Source organism: Candidatus Persebacteraceae bacterium Df01, from assembly GCA_030386295.1.
In the GTDB taxonomy this organism is placed as follows: domain Bacteria; phylum Pseudomonadota; class Gammaproteobacteria; order Tethybacterales; family Persebacteraceae; genus Doriopsillibacter; species Doriopsillibacter californiensis.
In genome coordinates this window covers 579,984-600,737 of sequence record JANQAO010000001.1, presented here as the reverse complement: position 1 = coordinate 600,737, position 20,754 = coordinate 579,984, and the positions used below count along the sequence as shown (strand labels likewise).

General features: G+C 47.9%; 27 protein-coding genes and 1 pseudogene. 10 read left to right on the top strand and 18 right to left on the bottom strand.

All coding sequences use genetic code 11. The annotated features are described in order from the left end of the window. The first annotated feature begins 13 nt into the window (after positions 1 to 13). The 9 genes from ffh (at position 14) to NQX30_02935 (ending at position 8,610) form a co-directional block, all read left to right on the top strand. The gene (ffh, locus tag NQX30_02975; protein ID MDM5147336.1) at positions 14 to 1,348 is read left to right on the top strand and encodes a signal recognition particle protein; all 1,335 of its coding nucleotides are present in this window, start codon (positions 14 to 16) and stop codon (positions 1,346 to 1,348) included. A 1-nt stretch (position 1,349) separates the two neighbouring features. Next, a complete protein-coding gene (locus NQX30_02970) occupies positions 1,350 to 1,823 on the top strand; it encodes a GNAT family N-acetyltransferase (protein ID MDM5147335.1) in 474 nt (157 codons plus the stop codon). 15 nt (positions 1,824 to 1,838) lie between these two features. Beyond that, positions 1,839 to 2,732, top strand: coding sequence for an ABC transporter ATP-binding protein (locus tag NQX30_02965; protein ID MDM5147334.1), 894 nt, complete (start codon positions 1,839 to 1,841; stop codon positions 2,730 to 2,732). Continuing rightward, on the top strand, positions 2,732 to 3,490 hold the full coding sequence (locus NQX30_02960; protein ID MDM5147333.1) for an ABC transporter permease: 759 nt from the start codon (positions 2,732 to 2,734) through the stop codon (positions 3,488 to 3,490). The genes NQX30_02965 and NQX30_02960 overlap by 1 nt, the downstream gene beginning before the upstream one ends. Before the next feature lie 13 nt (positions 3,491 to 3,503). Beyond that, a complete protein-coding gene (locus NQX30_02955) occupies positions 3,504 to 3,740 on the top strand; it encodes a BolA/IbaG family iron-sulfur metabolism protein (protein ID MDM5147332.1) in 237 nt (78 codons plus the stop codon). After that, positions 3,733 to 4,983, top strand: coding sequence for a UDP-N-acetylglucosamine 1-carboxyvinyltransferase (murA, locus tag NQX30_02950; GenBank protein MDM5147331.1), 1,251 nt, complete (start codon positions 3,733 to 3,735; stop codon positions 4,981 to 4,983). The genes NQX30_02955 and murA overlap by 8 nt, the downstream gene beginning before the upstream one ends. A gap of 638 nt (positions 4,984 to 5,621) precedes the next feature. Further along, on the top strand, positions 5,622 to 6,995 hold the full coding sequence (gene xseA, locus NQX30_02945) for an exodeoxyribonuclease VII large subunit (protein ID MDM5147330.1): 1,374 nt from the start codon (positions 5,622 to 5,624) through the stop codon (positions 6,993 to 6,995). A gap of 4 nt (positions 6,996 to 6,999) precedes the next feature. After that, the gene (locus NQX30_02940; GenBank protein MDM5147329.1) at positions 7,000 to 7,704 is read left to right on the top strand and encodes a 4Fe-4S dicluster domain-containing protein; all 705 of its coding nucleotides are present in this window, start codon (positions 7,000 to 7,002) and stop codon (positions 7,702 to 7,704) included. 6 nt (positions 7,705 to 7,710) lie between these two features. Then, a complete protein-coding gene (locus NQX30_02935) occupies positions 7,711 to 8,610 on the top strand; it encodes a dimethyl sulfoxide reductase anchor subunit (GenBank protein ID MDM5147328.1) in 900 nt (299 codons plus the stop codon). Positions 8,611 to 8,635: 25 nt separating this feature from the next. On the opposite strand, the gene fabG is transcribed toward NQX30_02935, so the two are convergent. The 8 genes and pseudogenes from fabG to NQX30_02895 all read right to left on the bottom strand — a co-directional run bounded on the left by fabG (position 8,636) and on the right by NQX30_02895 (position 15,063). Next, positions 8,636 to 9,385, bottom strand: coding sequence for a 3-oxoacyl-ACP reductase FabG (fabG, locus tag NQX30_02930; GenBank protein ID MDM5147327.1), 750 nt, complete (start codon positions 9,383 to 9,385; stop codon positions 8,636 to 8,638). After that, positions 9,375 to 9,965, bottom strand: coding sequence for an aminodeoxychorismate/anthranilate synthase component II (locus NQX30_02925; protein ID MDM5147326.1), 591 nt, complete (start codon positions 9,963 to 9,965; stop codon positions 9,375 to 9,377). Before NQX30_02925 ends, fabG begins: the two co-directional genes overlap by 11 nt. Next, on the bottom strand, positions 9,949 to 11,478 hold the full coding sequence (trpE, locus tag NQX30_02920; GenBank protein ID MDM5147325.1) for an anthranilate synthase component I: 1,530 nt from the start codon (positions 11,476 to 11,478) through the stop codon (positions 9,949 to 9,951). Before trpE ends, NQX30_02925 begins: the two co-directional genes overlap by 17 nt. Further along, positions 11,475 to 12,371: an ACP S-malonyltransferase gene (gene fabD, locus NQX30_02915; GenBank protein MDM5147324.1), complete on the bottom strand. Its 897-nt coding sequence runs from the start codon at positions 12,369 to 12,371 to the stop codon at positions 11,475 to 11,477. Before fabD ends, trpE begins: the two co-directional genes overlap by 4 nt. A 10-nt stretch (positions 12,372 to 12,381) precedes the next feature. Then, positions 12,382 to 13,332, bottom strand: a complete 951-nt coding sequence (locus tag NQX30_02910; GenBank protein MDM5147323.1) for a ketoacyl-ACP synthase III — start codon at positions 13,330 to 13,332, stop codon at positions 12,382 to 12,384. Next, a complete protein-coding gene (gene plsX, locus NQX30_02905) occupies positions 13,329 to 14,330 on the bottom strand; it encodes a phosphate acyltransferase PlsX (protein ID MDM5147322.1) in 1,002 nt (333 codons plus the stop codon). Before plsX ends, NQX30_02910 begins: the two co-directional genes overlap by 4 nt. A 4-nt stretch (positions 14,331 to 14,334) precedes the next feature. After that, positions 14,335 to 14,541, bottom strand: a complete 207-nt coding sequence (rpmF, locus tag NQX30_02900) for a 50S ribosomal protein L32 (protein MDM5147321.1) — start codon at positions 14,539 to 14,541, stop codon at positions 14,335 to 14,337. A gap of 104 nt (positions 14,542 to 14,645) precedes the next feature. Then, positions 14,646 to 15,063 (bottom strand): annotated as a pseudogene (locus NQX30_02895) (VOC family protein). 99 nt (positions 15,064 to 15,162) lie between these two features. Between NQX30_02895 and NQX30_02890 the strand changes: the two are divergent. Further along, the gene (locus NQX30_02890) at positions 15,163 to 15,660 is read left to right on the top strand and encodes a tRNA (cytidine(34)-2'-O)-methyltransferase (protein MDM5147320.1); all 498 of its coding nucleotides are present in this window, start codon (positions 15,163 to 15,165) and stop codon (positions 15,658 to 15,660) included. Between the two features lie 92 nt (positions 15,661 to 15,752). Here the strand turns inward: NQX30_02890 and infA are convergent, their stop codons facing one another. Genes infA through rplX form a run of 10 tightly spaced genes read right to left on the bottom strand, consistent with a single transcriptional unit; the run spans position 15,753 to position 20,752 of the window. Beyond that, the gene (gene infA / locus NQX30_02885) at positions 15,753 to 15,974 is read right to left on the bottom strand and encodes a translation initiation factor IF-1 (GenBank protein ID MDM5147319.1); all 222 of its coding nucleotides are present in this window, start codon (positions 15,972 to 15,974) and stop codon (positions 15,753 to 15,755) included. Beyond that, complete coding sequence (gene secY, locus NQX30_02880; GenBank protein ID MDM5147318.1) at positions 15,974 to 17,260, bottom strand: preprotein translocase subunit SecY; 1,287 nt, start codon at positions 17,258 to 17,260, stop codon at positions 15,974 to 15,976. Before secY ends, infA begins: the two co-directional genes overlap by 1 nt. After that, positions 17,261 to 17,704, bottom strand: a complete 444-nt coding sequence (rplO, locus tag NQX30_02875; GenBank protein ID MDM5147317.1) for a 50S ribosomal protein L15 — start codon at positions 17,702 to 17,704, stop codon at positions 17,261 to 17,263. It lies immediately after the preceding gene. Between the two features lie 5 nt (positions 17,705 to 17,709). After that, positions 17,710 to 18,228 (bottom strand): 30S ribosomal protein S5, encoded by a 519-nt coding sequence (gene rpsE / locus NQX30_02870; protein ID MDM5147316.1) that lies wholly within the window; start codon positions 18,226 to 18,228, stop codon positions 17,710 to 17,712. 17 nt (positions 18,229 to 18,245) lie between these two features. Beyond that, positions 18,246 to 18,608: a 50S ribosomal protein L18 gene (gene rplR, locus NQX30_02865; GenBank protein ID MDM5147315.1), complete on the bottom strand. Its 363-nt coding sequence runs from the start codon at positions 18,606 to 18,608 to the stop codon at positions 18,246 to 18,248. Beyond that, complete coding sequence (gene rplF, locus NQX30_02860; protein ID MDM5147314.1) at positions 18,605 to 19,138, bottom strand: 50S ribosomal protein L6; 534 nt, start codon at positions 19,136 to 19,138, stop codon at positions 18,605 to 18,607. Before rplF ends, rplR begins: the two co-directional genes overlap by 4 nt. 27 nt (positions 19,139 to 19,165) lie before the next feature. Then, positions 19,166 to 19,552, bottom strand: coding sequence for a 30S ribosomal protein S8 (gene rpsH, locus NQX30_02855; protein ID MDM5147313.1), 387 nt, complete (start codon positions 19,550 to 19,552; stop codon positions 19,166 to 19,168). 13 nt (positions 19,553 to 19,565) lie between these two features. Further along, positions 19,566 to 19,871, bottom strand: a complete 306-nt coding sequence (gene rpsN, locus NQX30_02850; GenBank protein ID MDM5147312.1) for a 30S ribosomal protein S14 — start codon at positions 19,869 to 19,871, stop codon at positions 19,566 to 19,568. 3 nt (positions 19,872 to 19,874) lie between these two features. Next, the gene (rplE, locus tag NQX30_02845; protein ID MDM5147311.1) at positions 19,875 to 20,435 is read right to left on the bottom strand and encodes a 50S ribosomal protein L5; all 561 of its coding nucleotides are present in this window, start codon (positions 20,433 to 20,435) and stop codon (positions 19,875 to 19,877) included. Beyond that, positions 20,435 to 20,752 (bottom strand): 50S ribosomal protein L24, encoded by a 318-nt coding sequence (rplX, locus tag NQX30_02840; GenBank protein MDM5147310.1) that lies wholly within the window; start codon positions 20,750 to 20,752, stop codon positions 20,435 to 20,437. Before rplX ends, rplE begins: the two co-directional genes overlap by 1 nt. Between the last annotated feature and the right edge of the window lie 2 nt (positions 20,753 to 20,754).

Sequence of the window (20,754 nt, the reverse complement as noted above, 5' to 3'; positions counted from 1 at the left end):
CAATTGCATAAAGATGCTTAAAGCGCTCACAAAAAATTTCTCAGATATTATCAAAAAGGTACGTGGACAAGGGCGCCTAACCGAAGAAAATATCGAACAAGCACTCAAAGACATTCGCTTAGCCATGCTAGAAGCAGATGTTGCCTTGCCTGTTGTCAGTGATTTTCTACACTCAATCAAAGAAGATGCTCTTGGCGTACAAATAGACCGTAACGTCAATCCCGGACGAGCATTTACCGACATTGTATACCGTCAACTCACCCATCTCATGGGAGACGCACACGCCGGATTACGATTGAAAAAAAGCCCTGCAGTAGTGCTGGCGTGCGGGCTACAAGGTGTGGGAAAAACTACATCACTAGCAAAAATTGCTAAACGCTTGAAAGAACGTGAGAAAAAACGAGTGTTGCTGGCATCCACCGACATTCGCCGTCCGGCTGCGCTTGCTCAGCTGAAAATTTTGTCCGCCGACATCGGTGTCAATTATGCCGAAAGCGACAATATGAGCGATGCTGTCTCCCGCGGAAAAGAATTAATGAACATCGCGCACCGGCAACTGACCGATGTGGTACTTATGGACACGGCGGGAAGAACAACGCTGGATGATGACATGATGGACGAAATTCGCCGCTTAGCAGAATCACTCAAACCAGCAGAAACATTGTTTTTTGTTGACTCCATGCAAGGACAAGACGCTGTCAACACCGCACGGCGCTTTCACGACACACTACCACTTACCGGCATTGTACTGACTAAATTTGACGGTGATGCTCGCGGCGGTGCGGCGCTGTCGGCGCGAGCAGTTATCGGTGCACCGGTTAAATTTGTAGGCGTAGGCGAAAAGCCCGACGATTTACAAGATTTTCATCCAGCCCGCTTTGCTTCACGCATTTTAGGTATGGGTGATTTGGCGTCGTTGGCCGAACAGGCGGCTGAAAAAACCGACCAGTCAGTCATCCGCCGATTAGGAAAAAAACTTAAAAAACCAGACCATTTTGATTTGAATGACCAGCTCGCACAAATGCAGCAAATGAAGAAAATGGGCGGCGTGGACGCAATGGTTGACAAAATGCCCGGTATGATTGCTGACAAACTACGTGGCGTTGAAGCCGACGGCGACAAAATGAAACATATGGAAGCTATCATTTATTCTATGACGCCGGGCGAGCGTGCTGCCCCCGAGATTATTAAAGCCTCACGCAAGCGACGCATTGCCGCCGGCTCCGGCGCGACAGTTAATCTTGTCAATCAATTACTCACACAACACGAACAAACACGAAAAATAATGAAACGCTTTGCCAAAAATCCCGCTGGCATGATGCGTATGATGCAAAACCTACTCGGTTAAGATGGACGACAATATTTCCGTCACGGCACTGACAGACGGGCACGCCCATGAATGGCGGAAGTTGTTTTCTGCTTACGCCAATTTTTATCAACAACCGATGTCAGACGAAGTATTGAATACGGTATGGCGGTGGATTTTGCAGGGACAGATACATGGGCTGGGGGCACACACCGATTCGCGCCTGTTGGGCATTGCTCACTGGCACATTAATTTACGACCGTTAGTCGGCGGGCGGTTAGCTTATCTAAATGATTTGTTTGTACATCCTGACGCCCGTGGTCAAAGCATCGGCAAAAAGCTTGTTGATGCGGCGGCGGCACAGGCAAAAGCACAAGGTTGCCCCTTGTTACGCTGGGCAACGGCAGCAGATAATACACAAGCGCAAGCGTTGTATGACAACATTGCCACTAAAACAACATGGGTGATTTATGACAAGATGCTAATAAGTAGTAACGATAACCATGGCACACGATAGATGACGGAAAGCGCTATGACTGAAGCTATTCGCATTGAAGGAGTAAGCAAGCGCTTTGGGAATTTACAAGCACTAGACAAAATATCGCTGTCGGTGCCACACGGTTCTTTTTTTGGTTTGCTCGGCCCCAATGGCGCCGGGAAAACCACCCTTATAGGCATTTTAGGCGGGTTGGTACGGGCTGATTCGGGTAATGCCTCTATATTAGGGCACAACGTGATGGGGCAAAATTTAGAATACAAACGCCGAGTTGGCATTGTGCCGCAAGAGTTACTGTATGACCCTTTTTTTACTGTGCGTGAGGCGTTGATTTTTCAATCAAAATACTTTGGCTTACACAACAATGGTAAGCACGTTGATTATTTACTGGAAAAATTGCATTTACAAGATAAAGCGAAAATCAATACACGACGACTTTCTGGCGGTATGAAGCGACGGCTCATGATTGCCCAAGCACTGGTACACAGCCCGCCGGTTATTGTGCTGGATGAACCAACCGCTGGGGTAGACATCAATCTGCGTCTGACATTGTGGGATTTTATTCGCGAATTGCGCGCCGACGGGCGTACCATTATCCTCACCACACATTATCTGGAAGAGGCCGAAGAGTTGTGCGATGAAATAGCATTAATGCGCGATGGGCGGATAGTGGCGCAAGATAAAACTACCCACCTGCTGGCAAATTTTGAAGAAAATATCAGAGTACGACTGAAGATTACCGGCTCTGTACCGAAAACTCTGCCGCCACACGAACGGCAGGGCGACTATGCCATTTTTTCCCTGCCCGATTGCAGTCATATTAATGCGCTACTCAATACAGTACACAACAGCGGCGGCACTATAACCGATATGGAAGTATCGCGCGCAGATTTAGAAGATGTTTTTATAGCTATGATGAAGGCACACTGATGAACGGCTTCCGCGGGTTGCTAGAAAAAGAAATTGTACGCTTTTGGCGAGTGGCCTTTCAGACCATTGCGGCGCCAGTGTTGACGACATTTTTATATTTACTGGTGTTTTCTCACATTCTCAGTGAAAAAGTGTACGTATTTGAAGGTGTGTCATATGTGGAATTCTTAATTCCCGGGCTAGTGATGATGTCAGTATTGCAAAATAGCTTTGCCAATAGTTCTTCGTCACTGATTCAGTCTAAAGTAACCGGCAATTTGCTCCTTATTGTGCTGCCACCGATTTCTCCTTTAGCATTTTTTAACGCTTATGTCTGTGCCTCCGTGATTCGTGGCTTACTCATCGGTGCGGGGGTGCTCGCGACAGGGATTTTCTTTGTCCCGACACTAACGCCCGCTTCACCGTTTTTATTGCTGCTGTTTGCCGTGCTGGGCGGAATAATGACCGGAGCACTGGGAATTATCGCTGGACTGTGGGCAGAAAAATTTGACCAATTGGGAATGTTTCAAAATTTCATCATCATGCCACTCACATTTTTATCCGGCGTTTTTTATTCTATTCAATCATTACCCGATTTTTGGCGCGGACTGTCATCATTTAATCCGTTTTTGTATATGATAGACGGTTTCAGACGCGGATTTTTTGCCCAAGGCGATATTCCGCTAACCACCTCACTATTGGTCACCGTCACGCTGACCATCGCCGTATCATGGCTGGCACTGCATTTGGTTCGCACCGGCTATAAAATTAAAACCTGACAAGGAGAAACATATGGATCCCACACCACAACAAGTTCAGCAATGGGTTAGTGACAACTTACCCTGTGTCCACCTAGAAGTACGAGGCGACGGGCGCCATTTTGAGGCGCTCATTGTGAGCGTGGAATTTGAGGGACTTAATCGAGTAAGCCGCCACCAAAAAGTATATGCAGCACTGGGAGAACGCATGCACTCGCAGATTCATGCGCTTTCCATGCGAACACATACTCCCGACGAGTGGAATGGATAAACTAGAAATTTGCGGCGGTCGACCGTTACACGGAAAAATCAATATCAGTGGTGCTAAAAATGCGGCCCTTCCAGCACTCTTTGCCTGCTTACTCACAGAAGAACCGTGTCACCTAACTAATGTACCACAACTGCGTGATATTCATTCAGCATTGGCGGTATTACGCGCGATGGGGGTGCATTGCGAAACCAATGACGGCTCCTTAAAAATCCAAGCCGCAAAATTACACACACATGAGGCGCCCTACACTTTGGTAAAAACCATGCGCGCGTCTATTTTGGCGTTAGGCCCCTTACTCGCACGTTTTGGTCAAGCAATCGTATCTTTACCGGGGGGATTCGCTATCGGCGCCCGCCCGGTTAATGCACATATAGAAGGGTTGACACGCATGGGTGCAACCATTGAGGTAAAGGACGGCAATATCGTTGCCAATGCCGAGCGATTACGTGGTGCTCACTTGGTATTACCAATGCCAACCGTCACTGGCACAGAAAACCTAATGATGGCTGCGGCATTAGCAGATGGAGAAACCATTATTGAAAACGCCGCCCGCGAGCCAGAAATTACCGATTTAGCGATTTTTCTCAACAGTATGGGAGCGAACATTACCGGACTCAATAGCAATTTATTGCGCATTCGTGGAACGAAAAAATTGTCCGGCGCCTCTCACACCGTAGTTTCAGATCGCATTGAAGCGGGAACTTATTTGTGTGCGACAGCAGCTTGTGGTGGCGATGTAGAACTTGTCGGCGCAAACGCCGAGCATTTACAAAATTTGCTGAATAAACTTGAAACTGCGGGCGCAACGTTAGCACCTTCCTCAAACAACATCCGCATTGTCATGTCCTCCCGTCCACAAGCGACGGATGCCGAAACGGCTCCTTATCCGGGATTTCCAACCGATTTACAAGCACAATGGATGGCGGTTAACAGTGTTGCCGACGGCACCGCAATCATCGTAGAAAATGTTTTTGAAAACCGTTTTATGCACGCACCAGAACTTACCCGTATGGGCGCCAACATTGAACTCAAACGCAATACGGCGATAGTACGAGGCGTAGATATCTTGAAGGGTGCGCCATTAATGGCGACAGATTTACGCGCGTCTGCCTCTTTGGTGATTGCGGGACTCGCCGCACAGGATACAACGTTGATTGACCGCGTATACCATTTGGACCGCGGCTACGAACGAATGGAACATAAACTATCGGTGTTGGGCGCAAAAACTCGGCGGTGTGGATAAAATGTCAATTATTTTATGTTTCGTCTTTAACATCGCCTCTATAAAAAGTAGAAAAACAGAGCGATGTTATCCTTCCTCCGAAATGGGCTTTTCTGTTAGCTCCCATTTTCCACGTTCTGACGAATCAGCGAGAACCATGATTTCCTGCTTTCTCAATTCAGTTGCTGCCCACCGCATGCCATACTGCCACGTATAAAATAAATCACCTGATTTTCGTAGCTCAGGTTCATGCTTTTTCCATAACATCCTAGCAATTTGAACGATACTTCCTTTACCTTCTAATTCTTTTAGTGCTTCTTCTACCTATGTTTTTAACCTATCTTTTTCCATCATACCCCCTTTGAATACTTGAATAACCTTTCATATTGTGCATATTTAAATCAGCAACCACGCCTATATCTTGTTAATCCGTAACTATCTGTAGGAGATATAAGATTTGCACAATTTCTGTGTAAAAATCTGTGTAAAAGCACCCGCAATGCCTTATTATTAGGCATCCCGTGTCTTTGTAACACAATTAATCAATTGAATAAACTCAAGCAAAATCAATAAGATAAAAGCACGGCTCCTTTTTTTGTCCTATTCATACAACAAAAATCAAAATTGTGCAATACTATGCCTCGCATTCTCCGTAAAACATGAATTTATTCGAAAAAAACGACAATAAACCGCTTTCCATCAGCAAATTTTTGCTAATTGCCCGCCAAACAGTGGAAGAACGGTTACCCGCCTTATGGGTGTCAGGAGAAGTGGCTAATTTTACCCAAGCCGCTTCCGGACATTGGTATTTTGTTTTGCGTGACGCCGATGGACAAGTCGATTGCATGATGCCGGGACGATACAACGCACTGTCAAGGACACCGCCGAATGAGGGCGAAGCGGTGGAAGTCATGGCACAACCGAGCATTTATACACCGCGTGGTCGTTTTCAGCTCATGGTGCGATTTATGCGTCCGGCAGGTGGAGCTGGAGAACGCTATCAAGCGTTTGTGGAACGAAAAAAAAATTGGGCAGCACGTGGCTGGTTTGATACCGCCCAAAAGCAAGCACTTCCTTTTTTACCAAAAACCATTGGCATCGTCGGGTCTGTTGCCGGTGCTGCTTTGCATGATGTATTGCAAACGCTTCACAACCGCCTTCCTGCCATTAATGTAATTATTTACCCAGCACCAGCACAGGGAACGGATGCGGCGCAAAAAATCGCCACAGCTATTCATACAGCAGGGCGACGCGTGGAATGCGAAGTGTTAATCGTCTGTCGCGGTGGTGGTGGCATCGAAGATTTATGGGCGTATAACGAGGAGCTTGTAGTATCAGCAATTGTTAATTCGTCAATCCCGATTGTTACTGGCATCGGTCACGAAACAGATGAAACGCTAGCAGATTTTGCCGCCGATGTACGGGCATCAACACCCACCGGTGCAGCAGTAGCGGCGGTACCAAATGGTGCAGAATTGTCGGTGCGCTTGCGTGCCGTAGTCGCCGCTTTTTACCGACAAACTCAACGAGAAATCAGCGAACACAGTCAGCGATTAGATTGGACAACAATAACAATGAATAAACTCAACGCTTTTGTCGCGACAAAAAACACTGTTTATCAGCGGGCGGTGATACAGTTTGCCACCGTAACTGGTCAATATGAGATGGCTTGTCGGCGACAGTTTGAAAACGCCGCCGCCAGATTGCATCTCCCCACTTTTTCTTCACAAAAAGCAACAATAAATAATTTGTCGCACCGCTTGCTACTAGCAGCCAAGCGACGTTATCTAATCGCTGAACAAGACACCACCCGCCATCAGCAAACACTGACTGCACTAGATCCGCAACGCACACTGGAACGTGGTTACAGTATTGTGCGAGATGCGAATACACGTATCGTCAGCGACGGCAAAAAATTACGTCCCTACGATTCATTGAACATTGTTTTTGCTCATGGTAATGCGCAAGTAACAGTAAAAACTGCTAGCGATGGAGAAATGGCAAAATCCCCTTCTCATAAACCTGTACAATAATGTAATGCGGCTTGGACTAGTTATTGACTTAGACACCTGTGTAGGCTGCCAAGGCTGTGCCACTGCTTGCAAACAATGGAACACCTCGGGCACCACCGGGCCGTTAACTGACTTGCGCCCTTACGAACGAGATCCAGAAGGGGTGTGGTTCAATAGAGTACGCTCCTTTGAAGTCGAAAGTTCTCCCGAAACTCCGGGCGGACGCACAGTGCATTTCCCCATGTCATGTATGCATTGTGAAGACGCCGCTTGTGTGACTGTTTGCCCGACTGGCGCATCGTACAAACGTGAAGAAGATGGTATCGTCTTGGTAGACCAAGACAAATGTATGGGCTGTAATTTGTGCGCTTGGGCATGCCCTTATGGCGCACGCGAATTGGACTCAGAAGCCGGTGTGATGAAAAAATGTACGTTGTGTGTAGACCGCATTTATGATGAAGCTCTACCCGAAGCAGAGCGCCAACCAGCATGTGTATTAACCTGCCCAACACACTCGCGGGTGTTTGGTGATTTTGATGACCCAGATTCGGAAGTCTCCCGCCTCACACGTGAACGCAACGGCACCGGTCTATTGCCGGAACTCGGTTACAAACCGGTTAATCAATATCTGCCCCCGCGCCAACCGGCTGTTGTTGAGACAAAAGAAGCGGGAAATGTTTCCGACGGTGGCAGCGTTAAAAAATGGATTAATAAATTAATTCGAAAATAAAAACTCTTGAAACCCTCATTTTCCATCATTTTTTTTACCGTATCGTCGGGTTACGGTCTAGGATTAGCCGCTGTACTGGCAGCACTGACGCCAGAGTTACCGCACTCAGCTTTTTTGCCAACTGCAGTTTGTGCAATGCTACTTACTGGCGGCGGTCTATTGTCGTCGGTGGGGCATTTGGCAAATCCAAAAAACGCGTGGCGGGCTGTTATGCGGGTGCGCACTTCGTGGTTGTCGCGTGAAGCCGTATTGGCAGCACTATTTTTTCCGCTTATGGCGGGATGGATGTATTACGACGGAACAACTGCAGCAACGTGGCGAGTTGCAATTTTCATCTGCGCGCTGCTCACCGTCAAATGCACGGCTATGATTTATCAATCGCTCAAACCAATTACCGCTTGGCATCATCCCTTAACCAGCATTAATTACATGCTATTTTCGTTGACGGGCGGTGGTCTGTTGTTTGCCGTATTTACTGCCAGCAATAATGGAAACACGGCGACAGCATCTTTGTTAACAACGATTTGTGCACTGTCCGCAGGTATCGGAAAAATCCTACACTATCGGCGCATCGGTGCCGCACAAGATATTCGGGTAGGACGCGCCACTGGTTTTTCACAAGCAAAAGCGCGATTGCTAGATGCCGGACATACCGGCCCCACTTTTCTCACACGCGAATTTATTTTTGAATTACCGGCGGCGCGGTTACGATTATGGCGTTACGTGTCGCTGCCGTTGATTGTTTTATCGTCGCTAGCCGGCGCGTCCTTTACTTTTAATGGAAGCGCTTGGGGTGGTGGCGTGTGTGTGATTTTAATGTTCTTGGGTTTGTTGATGGAACGCTGGTTATTTTTTGCCGAAGCCCGCCACATCGTACGTTTATATCACGGCAAAGGCCCAGCTTGATTTTTCATTAATCAAAAAATCGTAGTTACATACGCATACCACCGTTAACATGAATGGTTTGTCCAGTGATATACGCTGCCTGCTGTGATGCCAAAAAAACCACCGCTGCGGCGACTTCCGCCGGTATGCCGGCACGACGCACCGCGGTAGCAGCAATCAAATTTTCACGCCATTTTTCCGGTAATTTAGCCGTCATGTCGGTGTCAATAAGCCCCGGCGCCACCGCATTAACGGTAACTCCGCGCCCGCCAACCTCTTGGGCCAGCGCCCGAACAAAACCTTCCACTCCTGCTTTAGCCGCACAATAATTACTTTGACCAGCGTTGCCAGAATGCGCTACCACCGAAGAAATGGCAATAATTCGCCCACGGCGTTTTTTGAGCATCGCCGGCACCGCCGCCCGCGCCAAATAAAAAACGCCACTAAGATTGGCGTCCAGCACTCGCTGCCAATCGTCATCTTTCATACGCATGAGCAACGTATCGGCATTGACAGCGGCGTTACACACCACAATGTCCGGCGCATCGCCAAAAGCCTCCATCACCGCATTTGACAGCACCGCCGCTTGATTGTTATCGCTGGCATTGTAAATATGCGCAGCACCAGAAAAACCGCCAGCCACCGCCGCTTGTTCTATTGTCGCCACACCAGTAGCACTGGTTGCAGTGCCAAACACACGAGCGCCCGCTGCACCTAATGCGGAAAAAATTGCCGCGCCAATTCCACGGCTAGCACCGGTAACCAAGGCAGCTTTACCTTGCAAATCAATTTTCATGTTTGTTTCTCACATAAAAGCACAAAAAATTATCCAAAATCTCTTTACCTTTGTCAGTCATAATGGATTCAGGGTGGAATTGTAGTCCCTCCAGTGGACGAGTACGATGGCGAATCGCCATAACTTCGCCGTCATCAGGATTAACAGCAGTTACCTCAAACACATCGGGAATGTTTTCGGCTTCCAACACCAAAGAATGATAACGCATAACCGTAAGCGGCGAAGGCACTCCTGCAAACAACCGCTTACCATCGTGAGTAATATCAGACGTTTTGCCGTGCATCAATTTTTTCGCCGCCGACACCTTACCGCCAAAAGCTTCGCCCAATGCCTGATGTCCCAAACAAACGCCCAGTATCGGTAAATTCGGTGGTGCTTGGTGAATTAAATCCAAACTGATACCCGCATCTATCGGAAATCCAGGACCAGGAGAAATGATGACCGCTTCGGGATTCATCGCTAGCGCCTCACCAACACTCAACACATCATTGCGGCATACTCGTACATCGGCTTGCAATTCCAATAGATATTGGTAAAGGTTATAAGTAAACGAATCGTAATTGTCAATCAACAGCAACATTGCCACACTCCTGTTCAGTTACTGCCATTTCCGCAGCGCGCAACACCGCCGCTGCTTTGTTAAGAGATTCTTGATATTCCATCGCTGGATCAGAGTCAGCAACAATCCCGCTACCAGATTGCACATGACATTTGCCCTCTTTGGCAACGAAAGCACGAATAGCAATGCATGTCATCATGTCGCCGTCAAAGCCGATATAACCAATGCCACCAGCGTAAAAATGCCGCTTGCACGACTCAGTGCTGTTAATTAATTGCATCGCCCGCACCTTAGGCGCTCCCGATAAGGTGCCGGCGGGAAAAGCAGCGCGTAGCGCATCAAAAGACGATTTATCATCTGCCAACACCCCTTCTACATTGGAAACAATATGCATGACGTGTGAATAGCGTTCAACGTGACAAAAACGCGATACTTTTACCGTCCCCGCCGCCGCCACGCGCCCCAAATCATTGCGCCCCAAATCCACCAGCATCAAATGCTCGGCACGCTCTTTTTCGTCAGCTAACAACTCGGCTTCTAATGCAGTATCTTCTTGCGCATCATTGCCACGCGGGCGAGTGCCCGCAATAGGGCGCAACTGCAGATGTTTTTTCTCACACGATACCAACAGTTCGGGTGAAGATCCAGCGACGACAAAATCGTCACATTTGAGATAAAACATGTACGGAGACGGATTTAATCGCCGCAGACAGCGGTAAATATCCAAGGCCGGTGCTGGCTGAGGAAATGAAAACCTCTGAGACGGAACTCCTTGAAAAATATCACCGGCAGCAATGTACTCTTTGAATTGTCGCACTATGTCGCAAAACTGATCACGCATCATATTGCTTGTTTTATTTAATTGATGGCAGGCAGTTGTTGCCAGTCGCATAACTGGCTTTTGCACATTAGAAAAAACGGCCAACAGGGCTTCCGCTTCGTGTCGTCCTCGTCGGTACATTTCATCCCAACCGTCAACGATATCTTCCCGATAACAGCTTTTAATCACATATACATCATTCCGATAATGGTCAAATACCGCGATGATGTCGGTTTGCATCCATAACATATCAGGCACTTGCAATAAATCTGCTTTCATCTCACCCACCGGCTCAAAATAGTGTACACAGTCGTATCCCATACAGCCGACAACACCGCCCAAAAACGGCGGTAATTCAGGCGGTGTGGGTGGCGTTTTTAGTTCCTCCAAGTACTTAGCAAGCGCATCAATTGGGTCTTTACAAACAATTGTTTCTAGCGTGTTGCCGTCACCGTCACGCACCATAAAATTGCCATCTTGCAACACAAACAACCGCCGCGGTGCCGCTCCCATAAAACTATATCGACCATAGGCGCCAGTTTCAGCACTTTCTAACAAAAAAGCGTGTGTGTGTTGACGCTCCAGTTCGGCAAAAGCCGCCCACACCATAACACCATCATTAGCGGCTTTAAATATTAGCGGCGTAACTGGCAGATCGGATTCGGCGACGTAACGGAGAAAGGTTTCTTCGTCGGGATTAACAGGGGGCGTCATAATGCGCCAATGTCAGAGCTAGAAGCCAGCGGTACATGTGGCAAATCGGCGTTAATGCGCTTGCCGAGACCGCTCAATACCCGTCCGGGACCGCATTCATAAATACGGCTAATCCCCCTAGCCGCAAAACAGTTAATTGTTTCTGTCCAGCGCACCGGCTGCGTAAGTTGCGTTTGCAGTGCAGAAGCGATGTCTTTTTCTTCTTGCACGGTAGCATTATGAATAACCGGTGGCGAAGGTTGACTCCAGTTAGCTGCACTCAATGCTTCCGTCATGGACGCTGCCGCCGGCGCAAGTAATGGGCAATGCGAAGGTACACTCATAGGAACTTCCACAAACCGCTTGGCTCCTTGCGCTTTAGCGCGCCGACAACAATCATCCAATGATTTTTTATCACCGGCAATAACGGTTTGCTGTGGAGAATTGTAATTGACCGCCCACACCTGACCGCCATCCTGTCGAGTTTCATCACAGCAGTTGTCAACAATATCAACACCGATGCCGATAATGGCAATCATGCCAGCATCATCACTGGCCGCTTGTTGCATGGCAATACCGCGGCGACGAACCAAGCGAGTAGCAACGGCAAAATCAACAGCGCCGGCACATACTAACGCCGCATATTCACCCAAGCTATGTCCCGCCATAGCTACTGCTACCGGCAAATACGGTGCAGCAGCACGAAAAACCCCTACGCCCATTGCTAACATGGCTGGCTGCGTGTTTTCGGTCTGGCGCACGGCTTCTTCATTTTGAATCAGCGCCGCCAAATCCACATCAATGGCATCACCCGCTTCTTCTACTGCCGCCGCAACAGCAGGATGCTCGGCATAAGCCGCAAGCATTGCTACTGACTGTGAACCTTGACCCGGAAAAACAAAAGCAATTGCCATGTCCTCCATTTTATCCCCATTCCACCATTACAGCTCCCCAAGTGAAGCCTCCACCAGCAGCAGCCATCAACACATTATCGCCCGCCGAAAAACGCGATGATGATGCGCACAACGCCAGTGGAATAGACGCCGCCGAAGTATTGGCATAATCGGCAACGCAATTAACGCAACGTTCTGCCGACATTTTCAAACGCTTGCGCACCGCTTCAATAATACGACTGTTAGCTTGATGCAAAACTAACCAGTCGGGAGCACTTCCGCTTTTAGCGATAACGTCTTGCGCTGATTCGACCATTTTTTCTACGGCAAAGCGAAATACAGTACCACCGTCCATGCGCGTGTAGGGGTCACCTTGTAGCTCGCCATTGCGGATGCGAGCATTAACCGTAAGATTATCGGCATACCGCCCGTCAGCGTACAAACGCACCGCCATCACGCCAGGTGAGGAATCAGCTTGCAATATTGCCGCGCCAGCACCATCTCCAAACAGCACACAAGTCGCACGATCTTTCCAGTCTAGTGTAGAGGAAAAAACTTCCGCGCCAACAATAAGCACAGTTTTGGCACGTCCGGCGGCGACCATTGCCTCACCAATGCCCAGTGCATACAAAAAACCGCTGCACACCGCCTGTACATCAAAAGCGGCACAAGGTGCAGCATTGAGTTCTGCCTGTAGCAGGCACGCGGTAGCCGGATACACGCGGTCGGGCGTGGTAGTGGCAAATACAATCATGTCCAAATCAGCGCCTTCAATACCGGCTTGCGCCATCGCCTGCTTCGCCGCTGGCAACGCCAACGTGCCAGCAAGCTCTGTTTCGCCAGCAAAGTGCCGCTGACGAATGCCAGTGCGTGTCTGAATCCATTGGTCGGAAGTGTCCACCCATTGACTCAATGTGGCATTATCTACTGCGCGAGATGGCACATGTCCCCCCAGTCCAGTGATCTTAGCGTATGTGTTCATCCTACACCACCGTTTTGAGGCATAGCCGCGATAATCCCAGCCAAATCTTCTTGGCTCGCACGAAATGCATAGTTAAGCGCTGAGTAAAAAGCAGTGGCGTCGGCATTACCATGGCTTTTCACCACAATACCACGCAATCCCAATACACAGGCGCCATTGTAGTGACGGCTATCAAACTCTTGCCGCAAGGTATTAAGTACTGGCATCGCGATGAGACCGCGTAATTTACAGTTTAAATTTCGATTAAAAGCCTTCTTAATCATGCCGCTCATCATATCAACCAATCCCTCCGATACTTTGAGTGCTACATTGCCGGTAAAACCGTCGCAGACAATAACATCACAGTCCCCCCGATACAGGTCAAAACCCTCCACATTACCGACCAACTCCATGTCCGGTTCATCTTGTAGCAACGCCGCTGCCTCTCGTACTTCTTCCCGCCCTTTAAAGCTTTCTTCGCCTACATTGAGTAATCCCACACGAGGTTTGGCAACGCCACGCAAGGCTCGCACTAAGGCGGCGCCCATGCGAGCAAACTGCTGCAACATAGCAGCGGTGCAATACACGTTTGCCCCCAGATCCAACATACAGCAACCACCTGGAATGTTAGGATTAGGAACAAAAGCAGCAATAACTGGTCTCTCTACACCATCTAGTCTACGAATAACAGTGTGTCCCACGCCCAAAAGTGCACCCGTGTTACCTCCACTAACAACAGCATCAGCATCACCAGTAGCGACCAGCTTAACTGCCCGCCGCATAGAAGAATCGCGGCGGCGGATGGCGTGCGTTGGTGGTTCATCCATACCCACCACTTCAGAAGCTTCTACGATATGAATATTGGGCGGAGGACTATCCAGTAATGGCGCAATAACCGCTTCTTTACCAACCAACTGGAATATGAAATCCGGTTTTTCCCGCGCCATTTTAAGCGTGGCGGTAACCGCTGCCTGCGGGTCGTTATCGCCACTCATCGCATCAACGGCGATACCGGGCATGAAGTTACTCTTCCTCGGTATCGGCTGCTGCTGGCGGTGCGATGACTTCGCGCCCGCGATAATACGATGCGCCGCCAGCGACCGCAATGTGATGGCGCCGGTGACGGCTTCCCGTGGTGGCGTCAGTAACGACGGTAGCCCCGGATAGTTTGTCATGTCCTCGCCGCATATTACGCCGAGATGGTGATTTCTTGCTTTTTTGGACTGCCATAATGGCTCCTTTGTTGTGACATCGCCGACAATAATCTAGGCCGGCACGAAAAATGCGATTCTAGCAAATCTTTGTCGGCACATCCGACAATTTGTGACAGATAATTACAATATATCTTTATCCTTGGGACCAATCCAAATAAAAGGATTGTGTACCACTGCCCAAAGATGACCGTCTGGATCTTTAAGATATCCCGAATAACCACCCCAAAAAACTTTTTGCGCAGTTTTTGCAGGCGTCGCACCTGCCGCCAATGCTTGCTCTATAACTTGACGGACTTTTTCTCCCGACTCCACATTGTGGGCAAGTGCACAACCACCAAAACCATTTCCTTCTGGCAGTACCGAAGCATCTTTTGCTAATCGTCACGCCCATATAACCCAAGCCAGCTGCTATTTAGCGTAAAAAACGCCACGATAGAAGGCGGTTCCAAACGCGGAAACCCAGCCCTTCTTCATAAAAGCGAACAGCACGCGGCAACTCGCACACATCTAACGTAATCATACTGATTCTTGAATTCATCATCTGTCCGTTTTTATTACTGAACAATGTTGGCTATTATAGCAACACCGCTGATTTACATAATGCGGTACACAATATACAATACTTTCCCCACCACACATGTTTCACATCATTCTTGTCAACCCCGAAATTCCACCCAACACTGGCAACGTAATTCGCTTGACCGCAAACATCGGCGCACAACTGCATTTGGTTAAACCACTGGGATTTTCTTTGGATAATAAACTATTGCGCCGTGCAGGATTAGATTATCACGAGCACACAAACATGAAAGTTCACGGCTCGCTTCCAGCAGCTCTTAGTGCCGCTGGAAGCGGACAAAACTATGCCGCCACCGGAAAAGGAGAAACACGATTTGACACACCACACTACCACCCCGGAGATATATTTGTGTTTGGTTGCGAGTCTGTCGGGCTACCAGATGATATTTTATCCACGCAGTTTACACCTACCACACGGCTGTTTATTCCCATGCAACCACGCAATCGTAGTTTAAATTTGTCCAATTCAGTCGCAGTAATATTGATGGAAGCTTGGCGACAACAAGAATTTTCTGGGTCAATAAGAACCGATAATCAAGGCAACAACAGCAATTGATTTTTCACTCTATAAATTAACCACTCACAAACTAAGCGGACACTGCAATCTCACTAATTTGGATTTATGCCTTTCGCTCGGAAGGTAAGTATTTATTTTTCCCTGTAAACAATACGACCTTTGCTAATGTCATATTCGCTAAGTTCCACACGCACCTTATCGCCAGGTAACACGCGAATATGACGCATTCTCATTTTCCCAGATGCATGAGCGATAATCAAATGACCAGTTTCCAATTTCACCCGAAACGTGGCGTTAGGCAATAAATCGGTTACCGTTCCGTTAATTTCAATTTTGTCGTCGTTACCTGCCATTATTTTTTATTTGCTCCGGGCGCATTTTTAAGCAAATTGCCGTATTGGTGCGTAAGTAAATAATGTTGTATTTGCTCCATAAAATCAATGGATACTACAACCATGATGAGTACCGATGTTCCACCAAAAATGGCGGCAATGCTTAATTGCGAAAATAACACTTCCGGAACCAAACAAATGACAGTAATGTACACGGCACCAATAAGAGTTAGTCTGCTAACAATTTTTTCTAAATGACTCAATGTCTGCTCGCCGGGACGAATACCGGGAATAAAAGCACCGCTTTTACGCAACATGTCAGCATTTTCTCGCGCGTTGTAAACCAGCGAAACAAAGAAAAATGCAAAGAAAAATATTGTTGCTGCCAACATCAAAAAATACAGCGGTGTCCCGCGCTGCAAATAGGCACTAAGATCACGCAACCATTCCGAACCGCCGGCAGAACTAAACGCCAAAATCGTAGTAGGAAAAGTAATAATGGCATAAGCAAAAATTGCCGGCATAACACCACCCATATTAACTTTGAGCGGTAAATAAGAAGCTTGCCCGCCAACCATACGATTACCCACCTGCCTCTTAGCATAATTAATTAAAACACGCCGCTGACCGCGCTCTACAAATACCACCACTGCCAAAATTCCTGCGACAAATAACAATGTCCCGATAACGGTAAATGGACCGTAAGTCCCTAAACGTACCTGCTCAAATAGCTGCCCTACCGCCACTGGTAAACCAGAAACAATGCTGGCAAAAATAAGCAAGGAAATACCGTTGCCAATACCGCGTTCGGTAATCTGTTCTCCTATCCACATGAGAAACATCGATCCACCTAACATGCCTATCATCGCTGTAAGTCGGAAGGCTGCACCCGGCGTTTCCACTACTTCTAATCCTTCTAATCCTACGGCAAAACCGTACGATTGAAACAGCGCCAGTGGCACGGTAAAAAGCCGTGTATATTGATTGATGCGCCGCCGCCCTTGTTCACCTTCCTTGCGCAACTCTTCTAACCAAGGAATGGAATATGATGCCAGCATCATGATAATGGAAGCGGTAATATAGGGAAAAATGCCCAATGCCATCACACTAGCACGTGATAAGGCACCACCAGAAAATAGGTTAAGATAATCTAAAATGCCGCTAGAACCTTCGGCAAAAACCGAGCGCAAGCTATCGTAATCCACCCCTGGCACCGGCACATGCGAACCGATGCGAAACACTACCAAAGCCCCCAATAAAAAAGCCAACCTTGATTTAAGGTCTGATAGCTTGTCTCCTAACGCCATTTATTTTTTGATAGTAGCGATCGCACCACCAGCCGCTTCAATGGCCGCACGCGCTCCTTTGCTAACCGACATATCAACAACATTGAGTATTTTCGGTGATGTTTGATCTTTGGCGGAGCGAAAAAGCCTTACACGCTTAATATTTTTATTAATAATACCGTCTTTTTTAAGCGTTTCAGCAGAAATATCACCTTCATATCCGCTCAATGCAGAAAGCCGTACATTCATTGTTTCTCGCGCCATGCGAGAGCGAAAGCCACGCTTGGGAACGCGCCGATGCAACGGCATTTGCCCACCCTCAAAACTGCCGTCACGCCGTCCGCCAGAACGGGCACGCTGTCCTTTATGTCCTTTTCCGGCTGTTTTTCCGGTGCCACTGCCCATACCGCGACCAATTCTTTTGCGTTTTTGCCGATCTCCCGGCTGTAATGTGTTTAGTCGCATAATAATTATCCTATAAGACGATGGCGTTTTTGCACTTCTTCCAGCGGCAAACCGCGCTTGGCTGCCACTTCTACCGGAGTACGTATTGCGGTCAATCCTCTAATGGCCGCACGCAAGATGTTATACGGGTTTGCCGAGCCGATATTTTTAGCCAAAATATCACGAATACCAACTACCTCAAACAACATCCGCACCGGACCACCGGCAATAATACCGGTACCGCCAGAAGCTGGCTGCATATAAATACGTGAAGCTCCGTGCCTACCTTGGATTGCATGGTAAATAGTACCGTCAACTAAATCTATTTTAACCATAGCCTTGCGGGCATTTTCGGTAGCTTTTTGCGCCGCCAACGATACTTCACGCGCTTTTCCTGTACCCATACCGACACGACCATCACCGTCACCAACCACCATAATCGCGGAAAAGCGCATAATACGCCCCCCTTTCACTACTTTGGTGACTCGGTTGACTGCAACCATTTTTTCGGTTAATTCCGGTTTATTATTGTCTTTTTTATCCATGTCTTTTTCCAAACTGGTTAAAACTTCATGCCGCCAGTACGCGCAGCCTCCGCTAACGCCTTAATGCGCCCGTGATATTTTCGACCGCCACGGTCAAAAGCCAATTTTTCTACTCCCAAAGGCACAGCTTTCTCTGCCAGCCTCATCCCTACACGTTGCGCCGCAGCGATATTAGAAAATTTTCCGCCGAGTGACTCTCGCAACTCCGGCTCAACTGTAGAAGCCGACGCCAACACGCGATAATCAGAAGCAACCAACTGAGCATACGTGTGTTTGCCAGTAAGATGCGCCACAACACGTGCAACTCCAAGCAATGCTTGACGTTTCCTGCTTTTGACGCCCCTCCGAAGACGACGTTGTCTGCTTGATAATGCGCTCATTTCTTCTTCGTTTCCTTAATAATAACTTGCTCGTCTTTATAGCGCACACCTTTACCTTTATAAGGTTCTGGCGGTCGCATAGCCCGAATTTCGGCGGCAGTCTGCCCAACCAACATTTTGTCGGCACCTTTTAGTGTCAATTCGGTTTGTGACGGCGCATCAGCAGTCACTCCAGCAGGTAATTGGTATACCACCGGATGCGAAAAACCCAGTTGCAATGTAACTTTATTGCCAGCCAGTTGGGCACGATAGCCAACTCCCTGCAACAGGAGTGTCACTTCAAAATGCTTTTGCACTCCGGTCACCATGTTTTTCAATGTCCTCCAAAAAGTACCAGAAAGTGCAGTGCTAGATTCATCTTTACAAACCACACGCAACCCACCGTCGCATTTTTCAATAGATACCTCTGGAGCAAACAGTCGCCGCTTGACTTCTCCAGCAGGTCCCTTAGCCGTCACTTCACCGTTGTTGCTAAAAACAACTTCAACGCCACTTGGCACCGCTATGGTATTTTTAATAAATCTTGACATACGTTCTTACCGTTTTTTTCTTGCGCCCTAACATATATCGCATAGCACTTCTCCTCCAAGCCCCGTGCTACGAGCCTGATGGTCAGACATTAACCCTTTAGATGTGGAAATAATCGCTACGCCCAAACCGTTTTGTACTAGTTCAATGTCTTTAGCCCGCACATAACGGCGAAGTCCAGGACGACTAGCACGCCTGAGTTTTTCAATCACCGGTCGGCTGGCATAATATTTGATAATCATTTCAATGTTTCGCTTATCATCACTCACCGAATATCCTTCAATATAACCTTCAGTCAAAAGCACATCTAAAATTGCGCACTTCAGGCGACTGTTGGGAAAAGAAACGGTTAGCTTGCCCACTGCTTGAGCATTTTTAATGCGCGCCAGCATGTCGGCAATAGGGTCGGTCATCATCGTATTTTTCTCCTTACCAGCTAGATTTGACTACACCGGGTATTTCACCGTTCATCATCATTTCACGCAACATAGTACGCGAAATGCCGAAACGACGATATACCCCCCGAGGCCGTCCAGTTAACGCACAACGATTGCGCACTCTAGTCGGTGCCGTATCACGCGGCATCTTTTGCAATAATTCAAATGCCCCTTCTTTTTCTTTTGCTGGCAACATTGGATTAAGCCAGATTTTCTTTAGTTGGGCACGCCGCTCGGCGTATTTTTGCACCGAAATTCGGCGGCGGTTATTACGGTTGACAACGGACACTTTTGCCATACTTTATCGCTCCTGTTGTTGTATTGGCACGCCTAGCGCCAGTAATAATTCCAAAGCTTGCTCATCGTCGCTTGCTGTGGTGGTGATGGTCACATCCAAACCGCGCAACTCATCAATTTTCTCATACTGAATTTCATGAAAAACAATTTGCTCAGGAATGCCTAAACTGTAATTTCCCCGTCCATCCAAAGACTTAGCTTTAAGTCCACGAAAATCACGTGAGCGTGGTAACGCCGTAGTAATCAACCTATCTAAAAAGTCGTACATACGCTTGCGGCGAATTGTCACTTTACAACCGATAGCAACCTCTTCGCGCAATTTAAATCCAGCGATAGATTTTCGCGCCAATGTTTGAACCGGCTTTTGACCGCTAATTTGAGTCATATCTTCCATCGCAGACTGCAATTTCTTCTTGTCTGCGACTGCTTGACCAATACCCATGTTGAGCGTTATTTTTGAAAGCCGCGGAACCGCCAGATGACTTTTGTAGCCGTGCCGCTTCATGATATCAGGCACGATTTTTTGTTCATACAATTGTTGCAAACGAGTGGGAGCAACACTCATCATTTCACCTCTTTTCCTGCGGCAAAGCGCGTTTTTTTACCGTCTGCGCCAATACCAATTTTGATGCGAACACCTTTGTCTTCATTTAAAAATGCCACGTTAGAAGCATGCAAAGGCGCTTCACGTTTGACTAACCCACCAGGTTGATTCTCCTGTGGATTTGGTCGATCATAGTGAGTCACGGTATTAATTCCCTCAACAATTACTTTCTCTGGCTTGTCCTGCGAGTCTAACAACACCTTGCGCACCACGCCAGTTCGTCCTTTATCGCGTCCACACAACACTATAATCTCATCACCGCTTTTGATTTTATTCATTA